We start from the raw sequence: 14,314 nt of genomic DNA, 5'->3' as shown, positions 1-14,314 counted from the left end.
CTCCACTAGGACCACATTGTCCGTGGTCTCATGCAATCATATCAGGCGGGCACGTGCCATATGTCTTTCGCATATTGGCGGATCGTTCGATCGGACGAGAACCAGCCGACGCGGGCCACATTGCGGATGGCTCTGGCGTACCAGTCCGGGCTGTTGCGCCAGACGGCATCGACGTCGCGCTGGGTGGCGGCGTAGGCATCGAAATCCGCGGCGACCATGAACCAGTCGCTCTGGTAAAGACCGTTGATCAGATCGCGATAACGGTCCGGATCGTCAGGTGAGAAGACGCCCGATGAAATCGCCGACAGGGCCTGCGCCAATTCGGGCGAGCCCTCGATCACGGCGCGCGGATCGTAACCATTGTTGCGCCGCTCGGCGACTTCCTCTGTGGTCAGGCCGAAGATGAAGATGTTGTCGTCGCCGACGCATTCCTTGATCTCGACATTGGCGCCGTCGAGCGTGCCGATGGTCAGCGCACCGTTCAGCGCGAACTTCATGTTGCCGGTGCCGGAGGCTTCCATGCCGGCGGTCGATATCTGCTCCGAAAGATCGGCGGCCGGCATCATGATCTCGGCCAGGCTGACATTGTAGTTCGGCACGAAAACCACTTTCAGCAAGCCGCGCACCGCGGGGTCGCGGTTGATGACACGGGCGACGTCGTTGGCAAGTTTGATGATCAGCTTGGCATTGTGATAGCTGGGCGCCGCCTTGCCGCCGAAGAATTTGACGCGGGGCATCCAGTCGCGCTCTGGATGTGAGCGGATCTGGTCGTAAAGCGCGACCGCTTCGAGAATGTTCAAGAGCTGGCGCTTGTATTCGTGGATGCGCTTGACCTGGATGTCGAACAGCGCCGAGGGGTCCACCTTGATGCCGAGCCGGTCGGCAACAAGATTGGCAAGCCTCGTCTTGTTCGCCCGTTTGACGGCGGCGAACTTGTCTCGGAACGCGGCGTCCTCGGCGAAAGGATCAAGCCGCTTTATCTCGTCGATGTCGTCGAGGAAACCGTCGCCAATAGCCTCTCGGGTGAGTGTCGTGAGGCCGGGATTGCACTGGATCAGCCAGCGCCGCGGTGTGATCCCGTTGGTCTTGTTGTTGATGCGGTCCGGGTAGAGCCTGTGGAGATCGGCAAACACCGTCTCCTTCATCAATTCCGTGTGCAGGGCCGAGACGCCGTTGATCGAGTGCGAGCCGACGAAGGCCAGATTGCCCATGCGCACGCGGCGATCGCCATTTTCCTGGATCAGCGAGATGCGGCTGATCTGCTCGTCCGAGAACTGGTCGGAGGCGCGCGCCTCGAGCAGCACTTCGGCGTTGATGGCGTAGACGATCTGCATGTGGCGCGGCAACAGCCGCTCGAACAGCGGCACGGGCCAGCTTTCGAGCGCTTCGGGAAGCAGCGTGTGGTTGGTGTAGCCGAAGGTGCGCTTGGTGATGCTCCAGGCCTGGTCGAAATCCATGCCGTGGACATCCATCAACAGGCGCATCAGCTCGGCTACGGCGATCGCCGGATGGGTGTCGTTGAGATGGATCGCCGCCTTGTCGGGCAGCGATTGCAAGTCGCCATACTGGCTGAGATGACGCTGGACGATGTCCTGCAGCGAGGCGGTGGAGAAGAAATACTCCTGCCTCAGTCGCAGCTCCTGGCCGGCCTTGTGGGAATCGGCCGGGTAAAGGACGCGCGACAATGCATCGGCCTTGTTGCTTTCGGCGAGCGCGCCGATGTGATCGCCGGCGTTGAACTTGTCGAGCAGGATCGGGTCGACCGGCATGCCGGACCACAGACGCAGCGTATTTACGCGATTGGCCCGCCAGCCGACCACTGGCGTATCGTAAGCAACGGCCAGAACATGTTCGGTCGGCTTCCAGACGTGGCGCTCGAGCCTGCCGTCCTTCGAGGTGATCGATTCCACCGAGCCGCCGAAGCCGACCTCGAAGGAGCGCTCGCGGCGTTCGAACTCCCAGGGATTGCCGTGATCGAGCCATGTCTCGGGCAGTTCCACCTGCCAGCCGTCATGAATCTCCTGCCGAAACATGCCGTTGGCATAGCGAATGCCGTAGCCATGGGCGGGGATATCGACGGTAGCCATGCTTTCCATGAAACAGGCGGCGAGCCGGCCAAGACCGCCATTGCCAAGGGCAGCGTCCGGTTCGAGCGCTGCAACGATGTCGAGGTCGACGCCAAGCGACGACAGCGCCTCGCGCATATTGTCCATCAGGCCGAGATTGGAGAAGGCATCGCGCATCAGGCGGCCGATGAGGAATTCCAGCGACAGGTAATAGACGCGCTTTTCCTGCTGGGCGTAGGCCTCTTGGGTCGCCTGCATCCAGTGATCGACGATGCGGTCGCGCACAACCTTGATCGAGGCGGTGAGCCAGTCGTACTGGGTTGCAACGTTGGTGCCCTTGCCGACCCTGTATTTGAGGGCCTGCAAGACTTCGTCGGCGAGTGTCTTGGGATCCGGGTTTTCGAGTGTGGGCTGAGGAGCTTCGGTTGTCATCGCGCGCGTCATGCTGCCTCTCGTGACGTTGCCAGGATCATGCGGCTTTCACCATCTCTGCCAATGCTAGTGCATCCCACCGGATGTTCAATCGATTCAGGCGACCGAAAGCCGGGTTGCCCTGCGGCAATTTGGCATTTGGAAACAGCGCGTTCAGGTTCCTCGGCGATGGGCCTCAAGCTCTTGCTCAAGCTGCCAGCGCCGCTTCCGGCGGCACCTTGGCGCCGGTCATGAAGGCGACGGCGTCGGACATCGTATACTGCTTGGGATCGATGACACACAGGCGACGGCCAAGCCGGTGAATGTGGATGCGATCCGCCACCTCGAAGACATGCGGCATGTTGTGTGAAATCAGCACGATCGGCAGGCCTCGCTTCTTCACGTCGAGGATCAGTTCGAGGACGCGGCGGCTCTCCTTGACGCCAAGTGCGGCCGTCGGCTCATCCATGATCACCACCCGGCTGCCAAAGGCGGCGGCGCGCGCCACCGCCACACCCTGACGCTGGCCGCCGGAAAGCGTTTCCACGGCCTGGCTGATGTTCTGGATGGTCATCAGGCCAAGCTCCGTGAGCTTGTCGCGGGCGCGCTTTTCCATCGCCGGGCGATCGAGCATGCGCAGCCATTCGCCGAGGAACCCCGGCTTGCGGATCTCGCGGCCGAGGAACATGTTGTCGGCGATAGACAGCGCCGGCGACAGAGCCAGGTTCTGGTAGACGGTCTCGATGCCGGCCTCGCGGGCCTCCATCGGCGACTTGAAGGCAACGGGCTTGCCTTCAAGCCGGATCTCACCTTCATCGGGCACGACCGCGCCGGAAATCGCCTTGATGAGCGACGATTTGCCGGCGCCATTGTCGCCGATGACGGCAAGGATTTCGCCCGGATAGAGATCGAAATCGGCATTGTCGAGTGCGGTGACGCGACCGTAGCGCTTGACCAGGCTGCGCGCGGTGAGGATGGGTTCCTGGGTCATGGCTATGCCGAAACCTTTCTGATCCATTGATCGATCGCCACGGCGCCGATGATCAGCACGCCGGTGAGCAGCACCTTCCACTGCGGATCCGCGCCCAGCATGTTGAGGCCCATCGAGACGACGCCGACGATCATGGCGCCGAACAGCGTGCCGAGGATCGAGCCGCGCCCGCCGAACAGCGAAATACCGCCGATCACCGTCGCGGTGATGGCCTGAAGATTGTAGTCGGTCACGGCGGCGGAAGGCGAGATCGAGCCATTGCGGCCGATGGAGACCCAGGCTGCGAAGGCGGCGATCAGCCCGGCAAGGGCATAGACCGTCACCAGCACCTTCTTCGTCTGGATGCCCGACAGTTTCGCGGCCTCCTGATCGTCGCCAACCGCGTAGACATGGCGGCCCCACGCGGTGTGGTTGAGCACGTACCAGAGGACCAACACGAGAACGACCATGGCAATGACGCCAAGCGTCAGCACGGCCGTGCCGACCTTGAAGCTCAAGGCAAACAGGTGCAGCAGAGGCGCCTGAACGTCGACGTCGGTGTCGCGGATCGTCTCATTGGCCGAGTAGATGAAGTTGGTAGCCATGACGATGTTCCAGGTGCCTAGCGTCACGATGAAGGGCGGCAGCTTCATGTAGGCGACCAGCACCCCGTTGAGCAGGCCGCATGCGCCACCGGCGACAAGCCCGATTGCCACCGCGAGCACGGCCGGCATACCGTAGCTGACCGCGCAATTGCCCATGATCACAGCCGAAATCACCATGATCACGCCAATCGACAGGTCGATGCCGGCGGTCAGGATCACCAGCGTCTGCGCGGCGCCCAGAATGCCGACAATGGCAATCTGCTGAAGGATCAGCGTCAGCGTATAGGATGAAAAAAAACGCCCGCCGATGGTGATGCCGAAGATAATTATCGCGAGAACCAGCACGATCAGCGGCACCGCTGCCGGCGTGGAATGCAGGAAATGCTGGGCGCGCTTGACGGCCGATTTATGCTCGTCGAACGCGGCGACGCTTGTGTCGCTGCTCGATAGAACTTTTTCGAATTCTTGTGCTTGAGACATGTTTCCTCCCCTGGGCTTCAGCCAAGAGCCAACGCCGTCCACGCCTTCCGGTCTGCCGCCGGGACTATTTGCGTTTAGACCGGCACATCGTCCACCCTGAGCGGCCGGGGATCAAGCCCCGGCCGATCGCGATCTGTTGCCGGTCAGGCCAGCCTCAGCCCCAGCACTTGGCGAGGCCTTCCTTGGTGTCGATGGACTTCACACCGTTGGCGGGCTTGTCGGTGACAAGGTTGACGCCGGTGTCGAAGAAGTTCTTGCCTTCGGTCGGCTTCGGCTTCGTCCCGTCCTTGGCGAAAGTGGCGATCGCCTCGATGCCGAGCGCCGCCATTTGCAGCGGATATTGCTGCGAGGTAGCGCCGATCACGCCTTCGGTGACCGACTTCACGCCGGGGCAACCACCGTCGACCGAGACGATCAGCACCTGGCTTTCGAGACCGACGGCCTTGAGCGCCTGGTAGGCGCCGACAGCTGCCGGCTCGTTGATGGTGTGGATGACGTTGATGGTGTTGTCCTTCTGCAGAAGGTTCTCCATCGCCTTGCGGCCGCCCTCTTCATTGCCGTTCGTCACGTCATGGCCAACGATGCGCGGGTCGTCCTCGTCGCCAATCTTGTTGGGGTCCTTCACGTCGATGCCGAAGCCCATCATGAAGCCCTGGTCGCGCAGCACGTCCACCGTCGGCTGCGACGGCGTCAGGTCGAGGAAGCCGATCTTGGCATCCTTGGCCTTATCGCCGAGTGTCGCGGCGGCCCATGCGCCGATCAGCTTGCCGGCTTCCAGATTGTCCGTCGCGAAGGTCGCGTCAGCCGCATCGATCGGATCAAGCGGCGTGTCGAGCGCGATCACCAACAGCCCGGCGTCCCGCGCTTTCTTCACCGTCGGCACGATGCCCTTGGTATCGGACGCGGTGATGAGAATACCCTTGGCGCCGTCGGCGATACAGCTCTCGATTGCAGCAACCTGGCTCTCGCTGTCGCCGTCGATCTTGCCGGCGTAAGTCTTGAGATCGACGCCAAGCTCCTTGGCCTTGGCCGTCGCACCTTCCTTCATCTTGACGAAGAATGGATTGGTGTCGGTCTTGGTGATCAAGCAGGCGCCGACCCCGGCGGCCGATGCCGTCGACGCAAAGGCCATCAGGCTCAGTCCGGCCGCGGCGAACACGGTGGATTTCAACAGTTTTGACGTGGTCACGATTTTCCTCCCATGGAACCATTTAGGATGCCGGCCAACCGACATCTGCAGCGCGTCCGACGAAATCTCCCAGCATCGGCGCCGATCCCAAGAGACACCAGTCCGCCAGCACTGTCAATAATTAAATCACTCTTATTTATTATTGACAACGCAGGATTGTTCACCCACTCTAGACCAAAAGCATTGAGGGGAAACGACGGAGGAACAGGGTGGAGACCGGCGTTACGAGGCACGGTTCGCCCAATGCGGCCGAAAGCCGTCTGCACCGCGGCACCAATCAAAGCGGCATGCGGGACCACAATGAGCGGCTGGTGCTGTCGCTGGTGCGCCAGCATGGCAGCCTGGCCAAATCCGACATTGCCCGTATGACCGGCCTTTCGGCGCAGACGGTCTCAGTGATCATGCGCGAGTTGGAGGACGACGACCTGCTCGTCCGCCAGGCGCCGTTGCGCGGCAAGATCGGCCAGCCCTCGATACCCATGGCGCTCAATCCCGACGGTGCCTATTTCATCGGCCTGAAGATCGGCCGCCGCAGCGCCGAATTGGTGCTGATCGATTTCCTCGGCAACGTACGCTCGATGCTGCAGCATTCCTACCGCTACCCTGCCCCGCGCGAGACGGTGGAATTCGTCACAGGCGGCATGAACAAGATGCGCGGCGAGCTCACCCCGGCGCAAGACAAGCGCATTGCCGGGCTTGGCATCGCCATGCCGTTCGAATTGTGGAACTGGGCCGATACCGCGGGCGCGCCGCGCGAAATCATGGACGAATGGCGCCATCGCGACATCCGCGCCGACATCCAGGCGCAATGCGAATTTCCAGTCTATCTGCAGAACGATGCCACCTCGGCCTGCGGTGCCGAGCTCGTGTTCGGTCACGCGGCAGGTGCGGCACGCGATTTCGTCTATTTCTACATCGGCGCCTTTGCCGGCGGCGGCATCGTGCTGAACGGCCGGTTGTTTGGCGGCCCAACCGGCAATGCCGGCGCGCTGGGCTCGATGCCGGTGCCCGGGCCGGACGGCAAGCCGACGCAGTTGATCGACGTGGCGTCGATCGCCATGCTGGAAAAGGCGCTCAACGCGCGCGGCATCGAGGCCTCGCATCTGTGGACATCACCAGGGGACTGGGGCGAGATCGGCGCCGAGCTCGACGACTGGATCGCCAGCGCCTCGCAAGCGCTCGCCTATGCCATCGTTTCGGCGTCCTCCGTCATTGATTTCGAAGCCGCGGTGATCGACGGGTGGATGCCGCTTGCCGTGCGCAGGCGGCTTGTCGATGCCGTCATCCAGGCCATCGGCCGGATCGACGGCGAGGGCCTGAGGCTGCCGGCCATTCGTGAGGGAACCGTCGGCATCCATGCGCGGGCGCTGGGTGGCGCCAGCCTGCCGCTGTCGGAGCGCTTCCTCATCGGCTCGACCACGATTTCCCGGAGCTTCTGAGCATGCTGATCGGCATCCCGGCGCTGCTCGGCCCGGAGTTTCTGGCGATATTGCGCGCCATGGGCCATGGCGACGAGATCGCCTTGGTCGACGGCAACTACCCGGCCGAGCAGCAGGCACAGCGGCTGATCCGCGCCGACGGTCATCATCTCGTCCCGGTGCTCGATGCGGTATTGAGCGTATTGCCGGTCGACGACGCCGTGCCGCAGGCGCTGTTTCGCGCCTCGGCCAAAGGCGATCCCCTGCTCGCCGATCCGGTTCACCATGAGATGGAAGCGATCTGCGCCAGGCGTGCGCCGGGCCGCAAGGTGGTTGCGCTTGCCGGCGCCGACTTCTATGCACGGGTGAAGGCCGCGCACGCAATTGTCGCGACGAGCGAGCCGCGGCTTTATGCCAACATCATCATTCGCAAGGGCGTGATCTATCCGCCGGAAAGCAAGACTTCATGATCCTCTGCTGTGGCGAAGCCCTGATCGATATGCTGCCGCGGACCACGACGGAGGGCGAGTCGGCCTTTGCGCCCTATGTCGGCGGTGCCGTCTTCAACTCGGCAATTGCGCTTGGCCGGCTCGGCGCGCCCGCTGCCTTCTTCTCCGGCCTGTCGTCGGATCTGTTCGGGGGCCAGCTCAGGGAGGCACTGGGAGCCAGCAAGGTCAGTTCCACCTATGCACACACCTCGCCGCGCCCGACTACGCTCGCCTTCGTGCGGCTCAACAACGGCCAGGCGACCTACACCTTCTACGACGAGAACACCGCCGGGCGCATGCTGACCATCGAGGACCTGCCGGAACTCGGCAGCGAGATCGAGGCCATGCTGTTCGGCGCCATCAGCCTGATCTCGGAGCCGGCCGGGTCGGCCTATGAAGAGTTCATGCGACGCGAGCATGAGCGCCGCGTGATGATGCTCGACCCCAACATCCGGCCAAACTTCATTCCCGACAAGGCCAAGCACCTCAGGCGCATCCGCGGCATGATGGCGATGGCCGACATCGTCAAATTGTCGGACGAGGATCTGAACTGGTTCGGCGAAGCCGGCTCGCATGAGGACGTCGTGCGCAACTGGCTGGAGCGCGGCCCGAAGCTGATCGTGGTCACCCACGGCAGCGAGGGCGCAGTCGGCTACAGCAGCCGGCACCGGGTCACGGTCGTGCCGGACAAGGTCGAGGTGGTCGATACGGTCGGCGCCGGCGACACATTCAATGCCGGCATCCTTGCCTCCTTGCACGAACAGGGCCTGTTGTTGAAGACGGCAATCGCCAGCCTGCCGGAAGAAGCCATCCATAAGGCGCTGACGCTCGGCGCGAAAGCCGCGGCTGTGACGGTCTCGCGGGCCGGCGCCAACCCGCCATGGCGGCATGAAATCGCCTGACCGGCTGGCAACACGCTCAAGGACTGTCTGCCGCGATCACTTTATGTTTCGTCGACCCGGCGGGACGGGCTGTGAAGGTCCATATCGAGCCGGCCGAAGCCCGGATTTCCCCGCGTTTAAGAGGGCAGGTCGGAAGTCAGCGGTAACAGGCTGCGACATTTGAGCAATTCAGGGTTTTGCCCTGCGGCTTTCTCGGCCGTGCCAAGTCTGCTACCAGCGGCCGGTTATCTGACTAAACCGTTTGAGGCCGACATGCAGTTCATCGATCTTGGCGCGCAGCGCGAACGCATCCGCGACAGGCTGAAAGCGGCAATCGACCGGGTCGTCGACGAAGGCCGCTATATCCTCGGACCTCAGGTCACTGAATTCGAAAACAAGCTCTCCGCCTATATCGGCACCAAGCACGTGGTCGCTTGCGCCAACGGCACCGATGCGCTGCTGTTGCCGCTGTTTGCCGCCGGCATCGGCCCAGGCGACGCGGTGTTCGTGCCGAGCTTCACCTTCGCCGCCACGGCCGAAGTGGTGGCGCTGACCAAGGCCGAACCGGTGTTCGTCGATGTCGATGCCGACAGCTACAATATCGACACCGCCAGCCTCGAGGCGGCAATCGCCATGATCAAGGCGGAAGGCCGGCTGAGGCCGAAGGCAATCATTCCCGTCGACCTGTTCGGCCTCGCCGCCGATTACGAGGCGATCATGGCCATCGCCGATCGCGAAGGCCTGATGGTCATCGAGGATGCGGCGCAGGCGACCGGGGGCTCGGCCGACGGCAAGATGTGCGGCTCGTTCGGCACCGTCGGCTCGACCAGCTTCTATCCGGCAAAGCCGCTCGGCTGCTATGGCGACGGCGGTGCGATGTTCACCAATGACGATGCGCTGGCCGAACAGCTGCGCTCGTTCGCCTTTCACGGCAAGGGCGAAACGCAATACGACAATGTCCGCGTCGGCATCAATTCACGGCTCGACACGCTTCAGGCGGCGATCCTGATAGAGAAGCTGGCCATCCTCGAGGACGAGATGGTGGCGCGGCAAGCGGTCGCCAATCGCTATGCCGAAGGTCTGGGCGATATCGTCAAGGCGGCGCGCAATCTGGGCGGCGGCCGCTCGGCCTGGGCGCAATACGCCATCGAAACGCCGAAACGCGACGGGCTCAAGGCACATCTCGGTGAAAAGGGCATTCCGTCGGTCATCTACTATGTGAAACCGCTGCACAGCCAGATTGCCTATCGCGATTATCCGCGCACGCCGACCGGCCTTGCCGTTTCGGAAGAGCTGCCGAAGCGCATCCTGTGCCTGCCGATGCATCCCTATCTGAGCGAGGCTGACCAGGACCGGATCATCGAAACGATCCGTAACTATATCGGCTCGAATTCGGCGCATGTAGCGGCGGCATAAATTCGAAAGCTTCGAAGCGTGGTCGCGGATTACATCGACGAGTTCATCATGTTCTGCGCCGGGTTGTGGATGGCTGGCGTTGGCTTCGGATTTTTCTCGGACCCCTCTCAAGCTCGCCCCGGCCAACGGCAGGCATGGTGGACCAACTTTGGAACCCATTTTAAATGGATGGGGCCGCTGTTGCTCCTCATCGCGATAGTGCCTCGCATTCGCGGCGCCTTCCTAGATGCGCTCGCGCCGGCAACAGGCTCGCCATTGACGGCATCGCTGATCAACAACGGACCGTTCACCTCAAACTGGGCCGTCGGTACCGATTTCGGGATGCTTTGCTCTGCGTCGAAGCATAGTCTGCACCTGTCTTCCCTCTAGGCTGGCTATTTCATGAAGAAGATTGGTTTCCTCTCGTTCGGGCACTGGACGCCCTCCCCGCAATCGCAGACGCGGACGGCAGCCGATGCGCTTTTGCAGTCCGTCGAGCTGGCCGTCGCGGCCGAGGAGCTGGGTGCGGACGGCGCGTATTTCCGCGTGCATCACTTCGCGCGCCAGCTCGCCTCGCCCTTCCCGCTGCTGGCAGCGGTCGGGGCGAAGACCAGCCGAATCGAGATCGGCACGGCGGTGATCGACATGCGTTACGAGAACCCGCTCTATATGGCGGAGGACGCCGGCGCCGCCGACCTAATCGCCGGAGGGCGTCTGCAGCTGGGCATCAGCCGCGGCTCGCCGGAGCAGGTAATCGAGGGATGGCGCTACTTCGGCTACGCCCCGCAAGAGGGCGAGAGCGATGCCGACATGGCCCGCAGACACACCGGAGTGCTGCTCGAAGTGTTGCTGGGCAAAGGCTTTGCGCAGCCCAACCCGCGGCCGATGTTTCCCAACCCGCCTGGCCTGCTTCGCGTCGAGCCGCACTCGGAGGGCCTGCGCGAGCGCATCTGGTGGGGCGCCGCCACAAACGCCACCGCTGAATGGGCGGCGAAACTGGGGATGAACCTGCAGAGCTCCACCCTCAAATTCGACGAGGGCGGAAAGCCGTTTCACATCCAGCAGGCCGAACAGATCCGGGCTTTTCGTGAGGCCTGGAAGGCGGCCGCACACACGCGCGAGCCGCGGGTGTCGGTCAGCCGGAGCATTTTTGCTTTGGTCGACGATCGCGACCGGGCCTATTTCGGCGGCAACCAAAGCGGAGATCATTTCGGTTATATCGAGGCAGACAGGCTTGCCGTCTTCGGCCGCTCCTATGCCGCCGAACCGGACGTCTTGATCGAGCAGCTAAAGGGCGACGAAGCCATCGCCGAGGCCGATACGCTGCTGCTTACCGTCCCCAACCAACTCGGCGTCGACTACAATGCCCATGTCATCGAGGCAATCCTGACCCATGTCGCTCCGGGCTTGGGCTGGCGCTGGCGAGTTTGAGCAATCGACCGCAGGAGGCAGGAACCTCCCCTCCCGGCCCCGCTCAGGAACCGAACAGCCGCCTGTCCCAATACACGGGCTGATGCAGGCTGGCTGTGATCAAGGCAAACTCCGGATGGGCCGGATTGATCAACACGTTGTTGTCGAGGCGAGCCACGACGCTTGGTACGATTACGATCGCGCTGCGGCGCTCGATACACCAAGTCTCACCGAATTCCTTGCTCACCTTTGCCGGCATTACGTCCCAACCCGGCAGCGACGGCTGAGAAAAGGTCTCGTAGCTCAGCCCGCGCGGAACCATGATCTGGACGTAGTGCTGGTTGGGCGGCAGTCTGCCGCTGCCGTGCACTAGCTTTTCCAGCAAGGCAGTCGAATAATGCTCGCTGGCGTAGATCACCGGGCTGCCGGGCGTGTTCCAGCGGCCGGGCGCAATCGTCGAGCCCGTCGCGTCAAAGATCGGATAAGGGCCGGCAGGATCGCCGATCCTGAAGCACAGCAGCGTCCGGTCGAGTATCTGCGCCGTCAAGCGGCGGTGCCGTACTTCAGGCCTGCAAGGATATCGATCACCAGCTCGGCGCCGATCTCGTTTTGGATGACCATTTCGATCGGGCGCCGGTCTTCCAGCATGGGATGAGGCCGAAATAGAAAGTCACGAGCCTTATCTTCGACCTTCCAGACGTCGAGGGCCAAGTCCCATACACGAGCAACTCGTGCCACCCGCATGCCCTCTTCCGAAGACAGTCGAAGAGCACCCCTCTTGCGACGTTCATAGGTTGCCTTTGGAACGAGGCGATATTTGAACTGGGCATCGGCCGGTGCCAGCAATTGTGAGACGCGTTCGAGCGCGCCGATGGGCAATCCGTCTTCAATTCGAGCCATCAGCCCGAATGGCGACCGTGCAGCCGTTTCCTTGGGCGGCAAGCCCAGCACGTCGGCGACATTTCCGAACGCCAGCATCATCACTGCCTCCTCATGTGAAGCATGATATACCTTCATGTGAGACTACGCGCAAGTGGGCTGCAGTCTCACGGCTGCTTTCCGTCGGCTCGTTTCAGCATCGTGAATGCGCGACTGATCCGTTGCAGCGCTGTGGCGTTGGCCAGCACTGCGTAAAGCGCGAACCCACCCGCCAGAATCCAGGGCGATGCCGCGCCCAGGGCGGCCGCGACTCCGTCGGCGGCGAGCAGCACGCAAATGAAAACCAGACGTTCCATCCGCTCGAAGAAATCCGGCCAACCATGGTTTTCCACAGGGATTTCCAGCGCCGTCCGCGCCTTGGCGTAACTTGTGAGTATCCCGCCGGCGAACGCGAACATTGCGATCGCCCACAGATCGGCGACCCAGCCGATAGCCGCAAAGACGGCCAATTCCTGATAGCGGTCGACGACAGCGTCGAAATAGCCACCGGCCTTGGTGATCATATTTGTTCGGCGGGCGACAGCACCGTCCAGCGCATCGAAGGTGAAGGCAAACGCCAGGCAAAGGCCAAAGGCAAGGCTTGAATGGTGATAGACGTAGGCCGCCGACGACAAAGCGACTAGCACGAGCCCACTGGCCGTAACCTGGTTCGGCGTCATGCCGATCCCGATCAGCGGAGAGGCGGCCTGCTCCCATAGCGGGTCGATGCGACTTTTCATGAGACCGGCGATCATGGCGGCTCCTCTGATGATGTCGTTTCACCGAGCTTTACCAGCAATTTGCGGGTTTGTTCCACCGTCGCCACCGTTCGACTTGGTCAACGCAGACGGAGAACTGGCTCAGCAACGTTCGCAACCGGCGGCAACAGCGATTTCTTTTTGGCGGATGCGGCCGGCGGATTAAGGCGCTCGCCAGGCTGACGGAGCAGATCGGCCGACGGTCTGGCGGTCGCACCCGAACGATGTGACTATGATTGTTTGCCATCCTCGGAAAGCCGGCGGAACTCGATGCATAAATTTCCACCCAAGTTCGCCTACGTGCTCGCGACCTCTCTTGGCGCGGGATTGTCTCCAGTATGGCCGGGCACGGCCGGCGCAATGGTTGGAGTGGCTGTTGCCGCCGCTCTGATACCCACATCGCCGTGGCTGACCGCGCTTGCCTATGCGGCCCTGTTTGCCGTCGGCGTATGGGCGTCGTCGCATGTCATCTCCCGTACCGGGACGGAGGACCCGCAGATCGTCGTCATCGATGAGACCTTCGGCGCCGCCTTGACACTTTCCATGCTTCCGATCGACCCACTCTGGTGGGCAGCAGGCTTCCTCGCTTTCCGGTTTTTCGACGTCGTCAAGCCTTGGCCCATCCGTATCATGCATGACAAGGTAAGGGGTGGGGCCGGCATTATGCTGGACGACGCGGCCGCGGCTGTCGTCGCTGGGGCGTTGCTGCTCCTGCTGAACGGCTTGATTGGCCATTTGCGGTAATGGCGACATTCGGTCTGCCAAGGCCACGGTGGGGCCATCGGATTTAGCGCCACAAGGGGAGACCGGAACGATGCGAAGCCACAGGATCGCGGCCATTCCAGGCGATGGGATCGGCAAGGAAGTCGCACCGGCCGGGCTTCGTGCGCTGGCCGTCTGCACCCTTGGCATCGCCCGCATTCCCGGCGACGACATCGGCGTGCCAGAATGCAGCAGGTATCCGCGCGCTCACCGATGGTGTTCGTGTGCCTGCGTGCGGAAACCAAACCCGTCAAGTGTTTCGATCAGCACCTGTACGGGATCAGGCACACCGTGCGGTGACCGCCACGCGATAAAGCTGTCCGGCCTGACCAAGGCGGCACCGCCGCTACGTATACTCAGAAGCGTATAAAGGGCCGTCACGGCCATGCTTTCAGCTTGTCCAGCCGCCCCGCCGGCCAATGTGACCGAAGCGAATAGTCCGCACGCATAAAGCTCCAAGGCAAAGCGAGGTCAGTCCTAGAGTCTTTCACGTTTTGACGGAAGCGTAGCCGGCGTTTGCGAAGTAGTTGTTGCATTCGGTTGCCTCGATCGTTTCAACGAGG

General features: G+C 62.5%; 14 protein-coding genes. 7 read left to right on the top strand and 7 right to left on the bottom strand.

From position 1 onward, the window contains the following. Window positions 1-41 precede the first annotated feature (41 nt). From NKH83_RS04645 to NKH83_RS04630, 4 genes are all read right to left on the bottom strand, one after another. Entirely contained in the window at window positions 42-2,510 is a 2,469-nt protein-coding gene (locus NKH83_RS04645) for a glycogen/starch/alpha-glucan phosphorylase (RefSeq protein WP_352802287.1), read from the bottom strand. 175 nt (window positions 2,511-2,685) lie between these two features. Next, the gene (locus NKH83_RS04640; protein WP_352479483.1) at window positions 2,686-3,468 is read right to left on the bottom strand and encodes an ATP-binding cassette domain-containing protein; all 783 of its coding nucleotides are present in this window, start codon (window positions 3,466-3,468) and stop codon (window positions 2,686-2,688) included. 2 nt (window positions 3,469-3,470) lie between these two features. Beyond that, window positions 3,471-4,532 carry an ABC transporter permease gene (locus tag NKH83_RS04635; RefSeq protein ID WP_352479482.1) on the bottom strand — a complete coding sequence of 354 codons (1,062 nt, stop codon included), beginning with the start codon at window positions 4,530-4,532 and terminating at the stop codon, window positions 3,471-3,473. Between the two features lie 154 nt (window positions 4,533-4,686). After that, entirely contained in the window at window positions 4,687-5,664 is a 978-nt protein-coding gene (locus NKH83_RS04630) for a sugar ABC transporter substrate-binding protein (RefSeq protein WP_502894341.1), read from the bottom strand. Between the two features lie 266 nt (window positions 5,665-5,930). Between NKH83_RS04630 and NKH83_RS04625 the strand changes: the two genes are divergently transcribed. The 6 genes from NKH83_RS04625 (at window position 5,931) to NKH83_RS04600 (ending at window position 11,334) form a co-directional block, all read left to right on the top strand. Then, window positions 5,931-7,160: an ROK family transcriptional regulator gene (locus tag NKH83_RS04625; protein ID WP_352802285.1), complete on the top strand. Its 1,230-nt coding sequence runs from the start codon at window positions 5,931-5,933 to the stop codon at window positions 7,158-7,160. A 2-nt stretch (window positions 7,161-7,162) separates the two neighbouring features. Next, entirely contained in the window at window positions 7,163-7,609 is a 447-nt protein-coding gene (locus NKH83_RS04620; RefSeq protein WP_352705729.1) for an RbsD/FucU family protein, read from the top strand. Next, window positions 7,606-8,529 (top strand): carbohydrate kinase family protein, encoded by a 924-nt coding sequence (locus NKH83_RS04615; RefSeq protein WP_352802282.1) that lies wholly within the window; start codon window positions 7,606-7,608, stop codon window positions 8,527-8,529. The genes NKH83_RS04620 and NKH83_RS04615 overlap by 4 nt, the downstream gene beginning before the upstream one ends. A 252-nt stretch (window positions 8,530-8,781) precedes the next feature. Further along, a complete protein-coding gene (locus NKH83_RS04610) occupies window positions 8,782-9,924 on the top strand; it encodes a DegT/DnrJ/EryC1/StrS family aminotransferase (protein WP_352802280.1) in 1,143 nt (380 codons plus the stop codon). 18 nt (window positions 9,925-9,942) lie between these two features. Continuing rightward, window positions 9,943-10,293 (top strand): hypothetical protein, encoded by a 351-nt coding sequence (locus NKH83_RS31590; RefSeq protein WP_502895550.1) that lies wholly within the window; start codon window positions 9,943-9,945, stop codon window positions 10,291-10,293. Window positions 10,294-10,305: 12 nt separating this feature from the next. Then, complete coding sequence (locus tag NKH83_RS04600) at window positions 10,306-11,334, top strand: LLM class flavin-dependent oxidoreductase (protein ID WP_352802278.1); 1,029 nt, start codon at window positions 10,306-10,308, stop codon at window positions 11,332-11,334. Between the two features lie 43 nt (window positions 11,335-11,377). Here the strand turns inward: NKH83_RS04600 and NKH83_RS04595 are convergent, their stop codons facing one another. The 3 genes from NKH83_RS04595 to NKH83_RS04585 all read right to left on the bottom strand — a co-directional run bounded on the left by NKH83_RS04595 (window position 11,378) and on the right by NKH83_RS04585 (window position 12,986). After that, on the bottom strand, window positions 11,378-11,860 hold the full coding sequence (locus tag NKH83_RS04595; RefSeq protein WP_352802276.1) for an RES family NAD+ phosphorylase: 483 nt from the start codon (window positions 11,858-11,860) through the stop codon (window positions 11,378-11,380). Next, window positions 11,857-12,291, bottom strand: a complete 435-nt coding sequence (locus tag NKH83_RS04590) for an antitoxin Xre-like helix-turn-helix domain-containing protein (protein ID WP_352802729.1) — start codon at window positions 12,289-12,291, stop codon at window positions 11,857-11,859. Before NKH83_RS04590 ends, NKH83_RS04595 begins: the two co-directional genes overlap by 4 nt. 68 nt (window positions 12,292-12,359) lie before the next feature. Continuing rightward, window positions 12,360-12,986: a CDP-alcohol phosphatidyltransferase family protein gene (locus tag NKH83_RS04585; RefSeq protein ID WP_352647135.1), complete on the bottom strand. Its 627-nt coding sequence runs from the start codon at window positions 12,984-12,986 to the stop codon at window positions 12,360-12,362. 273 nt (window positions 12,987-13,259) lie between these two features. On the opposite strand from NKH83_RS04585, the gene NKH83_RS04580 reads away from it, so the two are divergent. Next, complete coding sequence (locus tag NKH83_RS04580) at window positions 13,260-13,733, top strand: phosphatidylglycerophosphatase A family protein (protein ID WP_352802274.1); 474 nt, start codon at window positions 13,260-13,262, stop codon at window positions 13,731-13,733. The last annotated feature ends 581 nt before the right edge of the window (window positions 13,734-14,314 follow it).

Source organism: Mesorhizobium sp. M0909 (genome assembly GCF_040319515.1).
Classification (GTDB): Bacteria; Pseudomonadota; Alphaproteobacteria; order Rhizobiales; family Rhizobiaceae; genus Mesorhizobium.
This window is presented reverse-complemented; position numbering and strand designations above follow the sequence as displayed.

Coding starts and splice junctions, on each gene's coding strand:
- NKH83_RS04590 (WP_352802729.1), bottom strand. CDS start 12,291: ATGCTGGCGTTCGGAAATGTCGCCGACGTGCTGGGCTTGCCGCCCAAG.
- NKH83_RS04620 (WP_352705729.1), top strand. CDS start 7,163: ATGCTGATCGGCATCCCGGCGCTGCTCGGCCCGGAGTTTCTGGCGATA.
- NKH83_RS04610 (WP_352802280.1), top strand. CDS start 8,782: ATGCAGTTCATCGATCTTGGCGCGCAGCGCGAACGCATCCGCGACAGG.
- NKH83_RS04640 (WP_352479483.1), bottom strand. CDS start 3,468: ATGACCCAGGAACCCATCCTCACCGCGCGCAGCCTGGTCAAGCGCTAC.
- NKH83_RS04600 (WP_352802278.1), top strand. CDS start 10,306: ATGAAGAAGATTGGTTTCCTCTCGTTCGGGCACTGGACGCCCTCCCCG.
- NKH83_RS04585 (WP_352647135.1), bottom strand. CDS start 12,986: ATGATCGCCGGTCTCATGAAAAGTCGCATCGACCCGCTATGGGAGCAG.
- NKH83_RS04645 (WP_352802287.1), bottom strand. CDS start 2,510: ATGACGCGCGCGATGACAACCGAAGCTCCTCAGCCCACACTCGAAAAC.
- NKH83_RS04615 (WP_352802282.1), top strand. CDS start 7,606: ATGATCCTCTGCTGTGGCGAAGCCCTGATCGATATGCTGCCGCGGACC.
- NKH83_RS04580 (WP_352802274.1), top strand. CDS start 13,260: ATGCATAAATTTCCACCCAAGTTCGCCTACGTGCTCGCGACCTCTCTT.
- NKH83_RS04630 (WP_502894341.1), bottom strand. CDS start 5,664: ATGGCCTTTGCGTCGACGGCATCGGCCGCCGGGGTCGGCGCCTGCTTG.
- NKH83_RS04635 (WP_352479482.1), bottom strand. CDS start 4,532: ATGTCTCAAGCACAAGAATTCGAAAAAGTTCTATCGAGCAGCGACACA.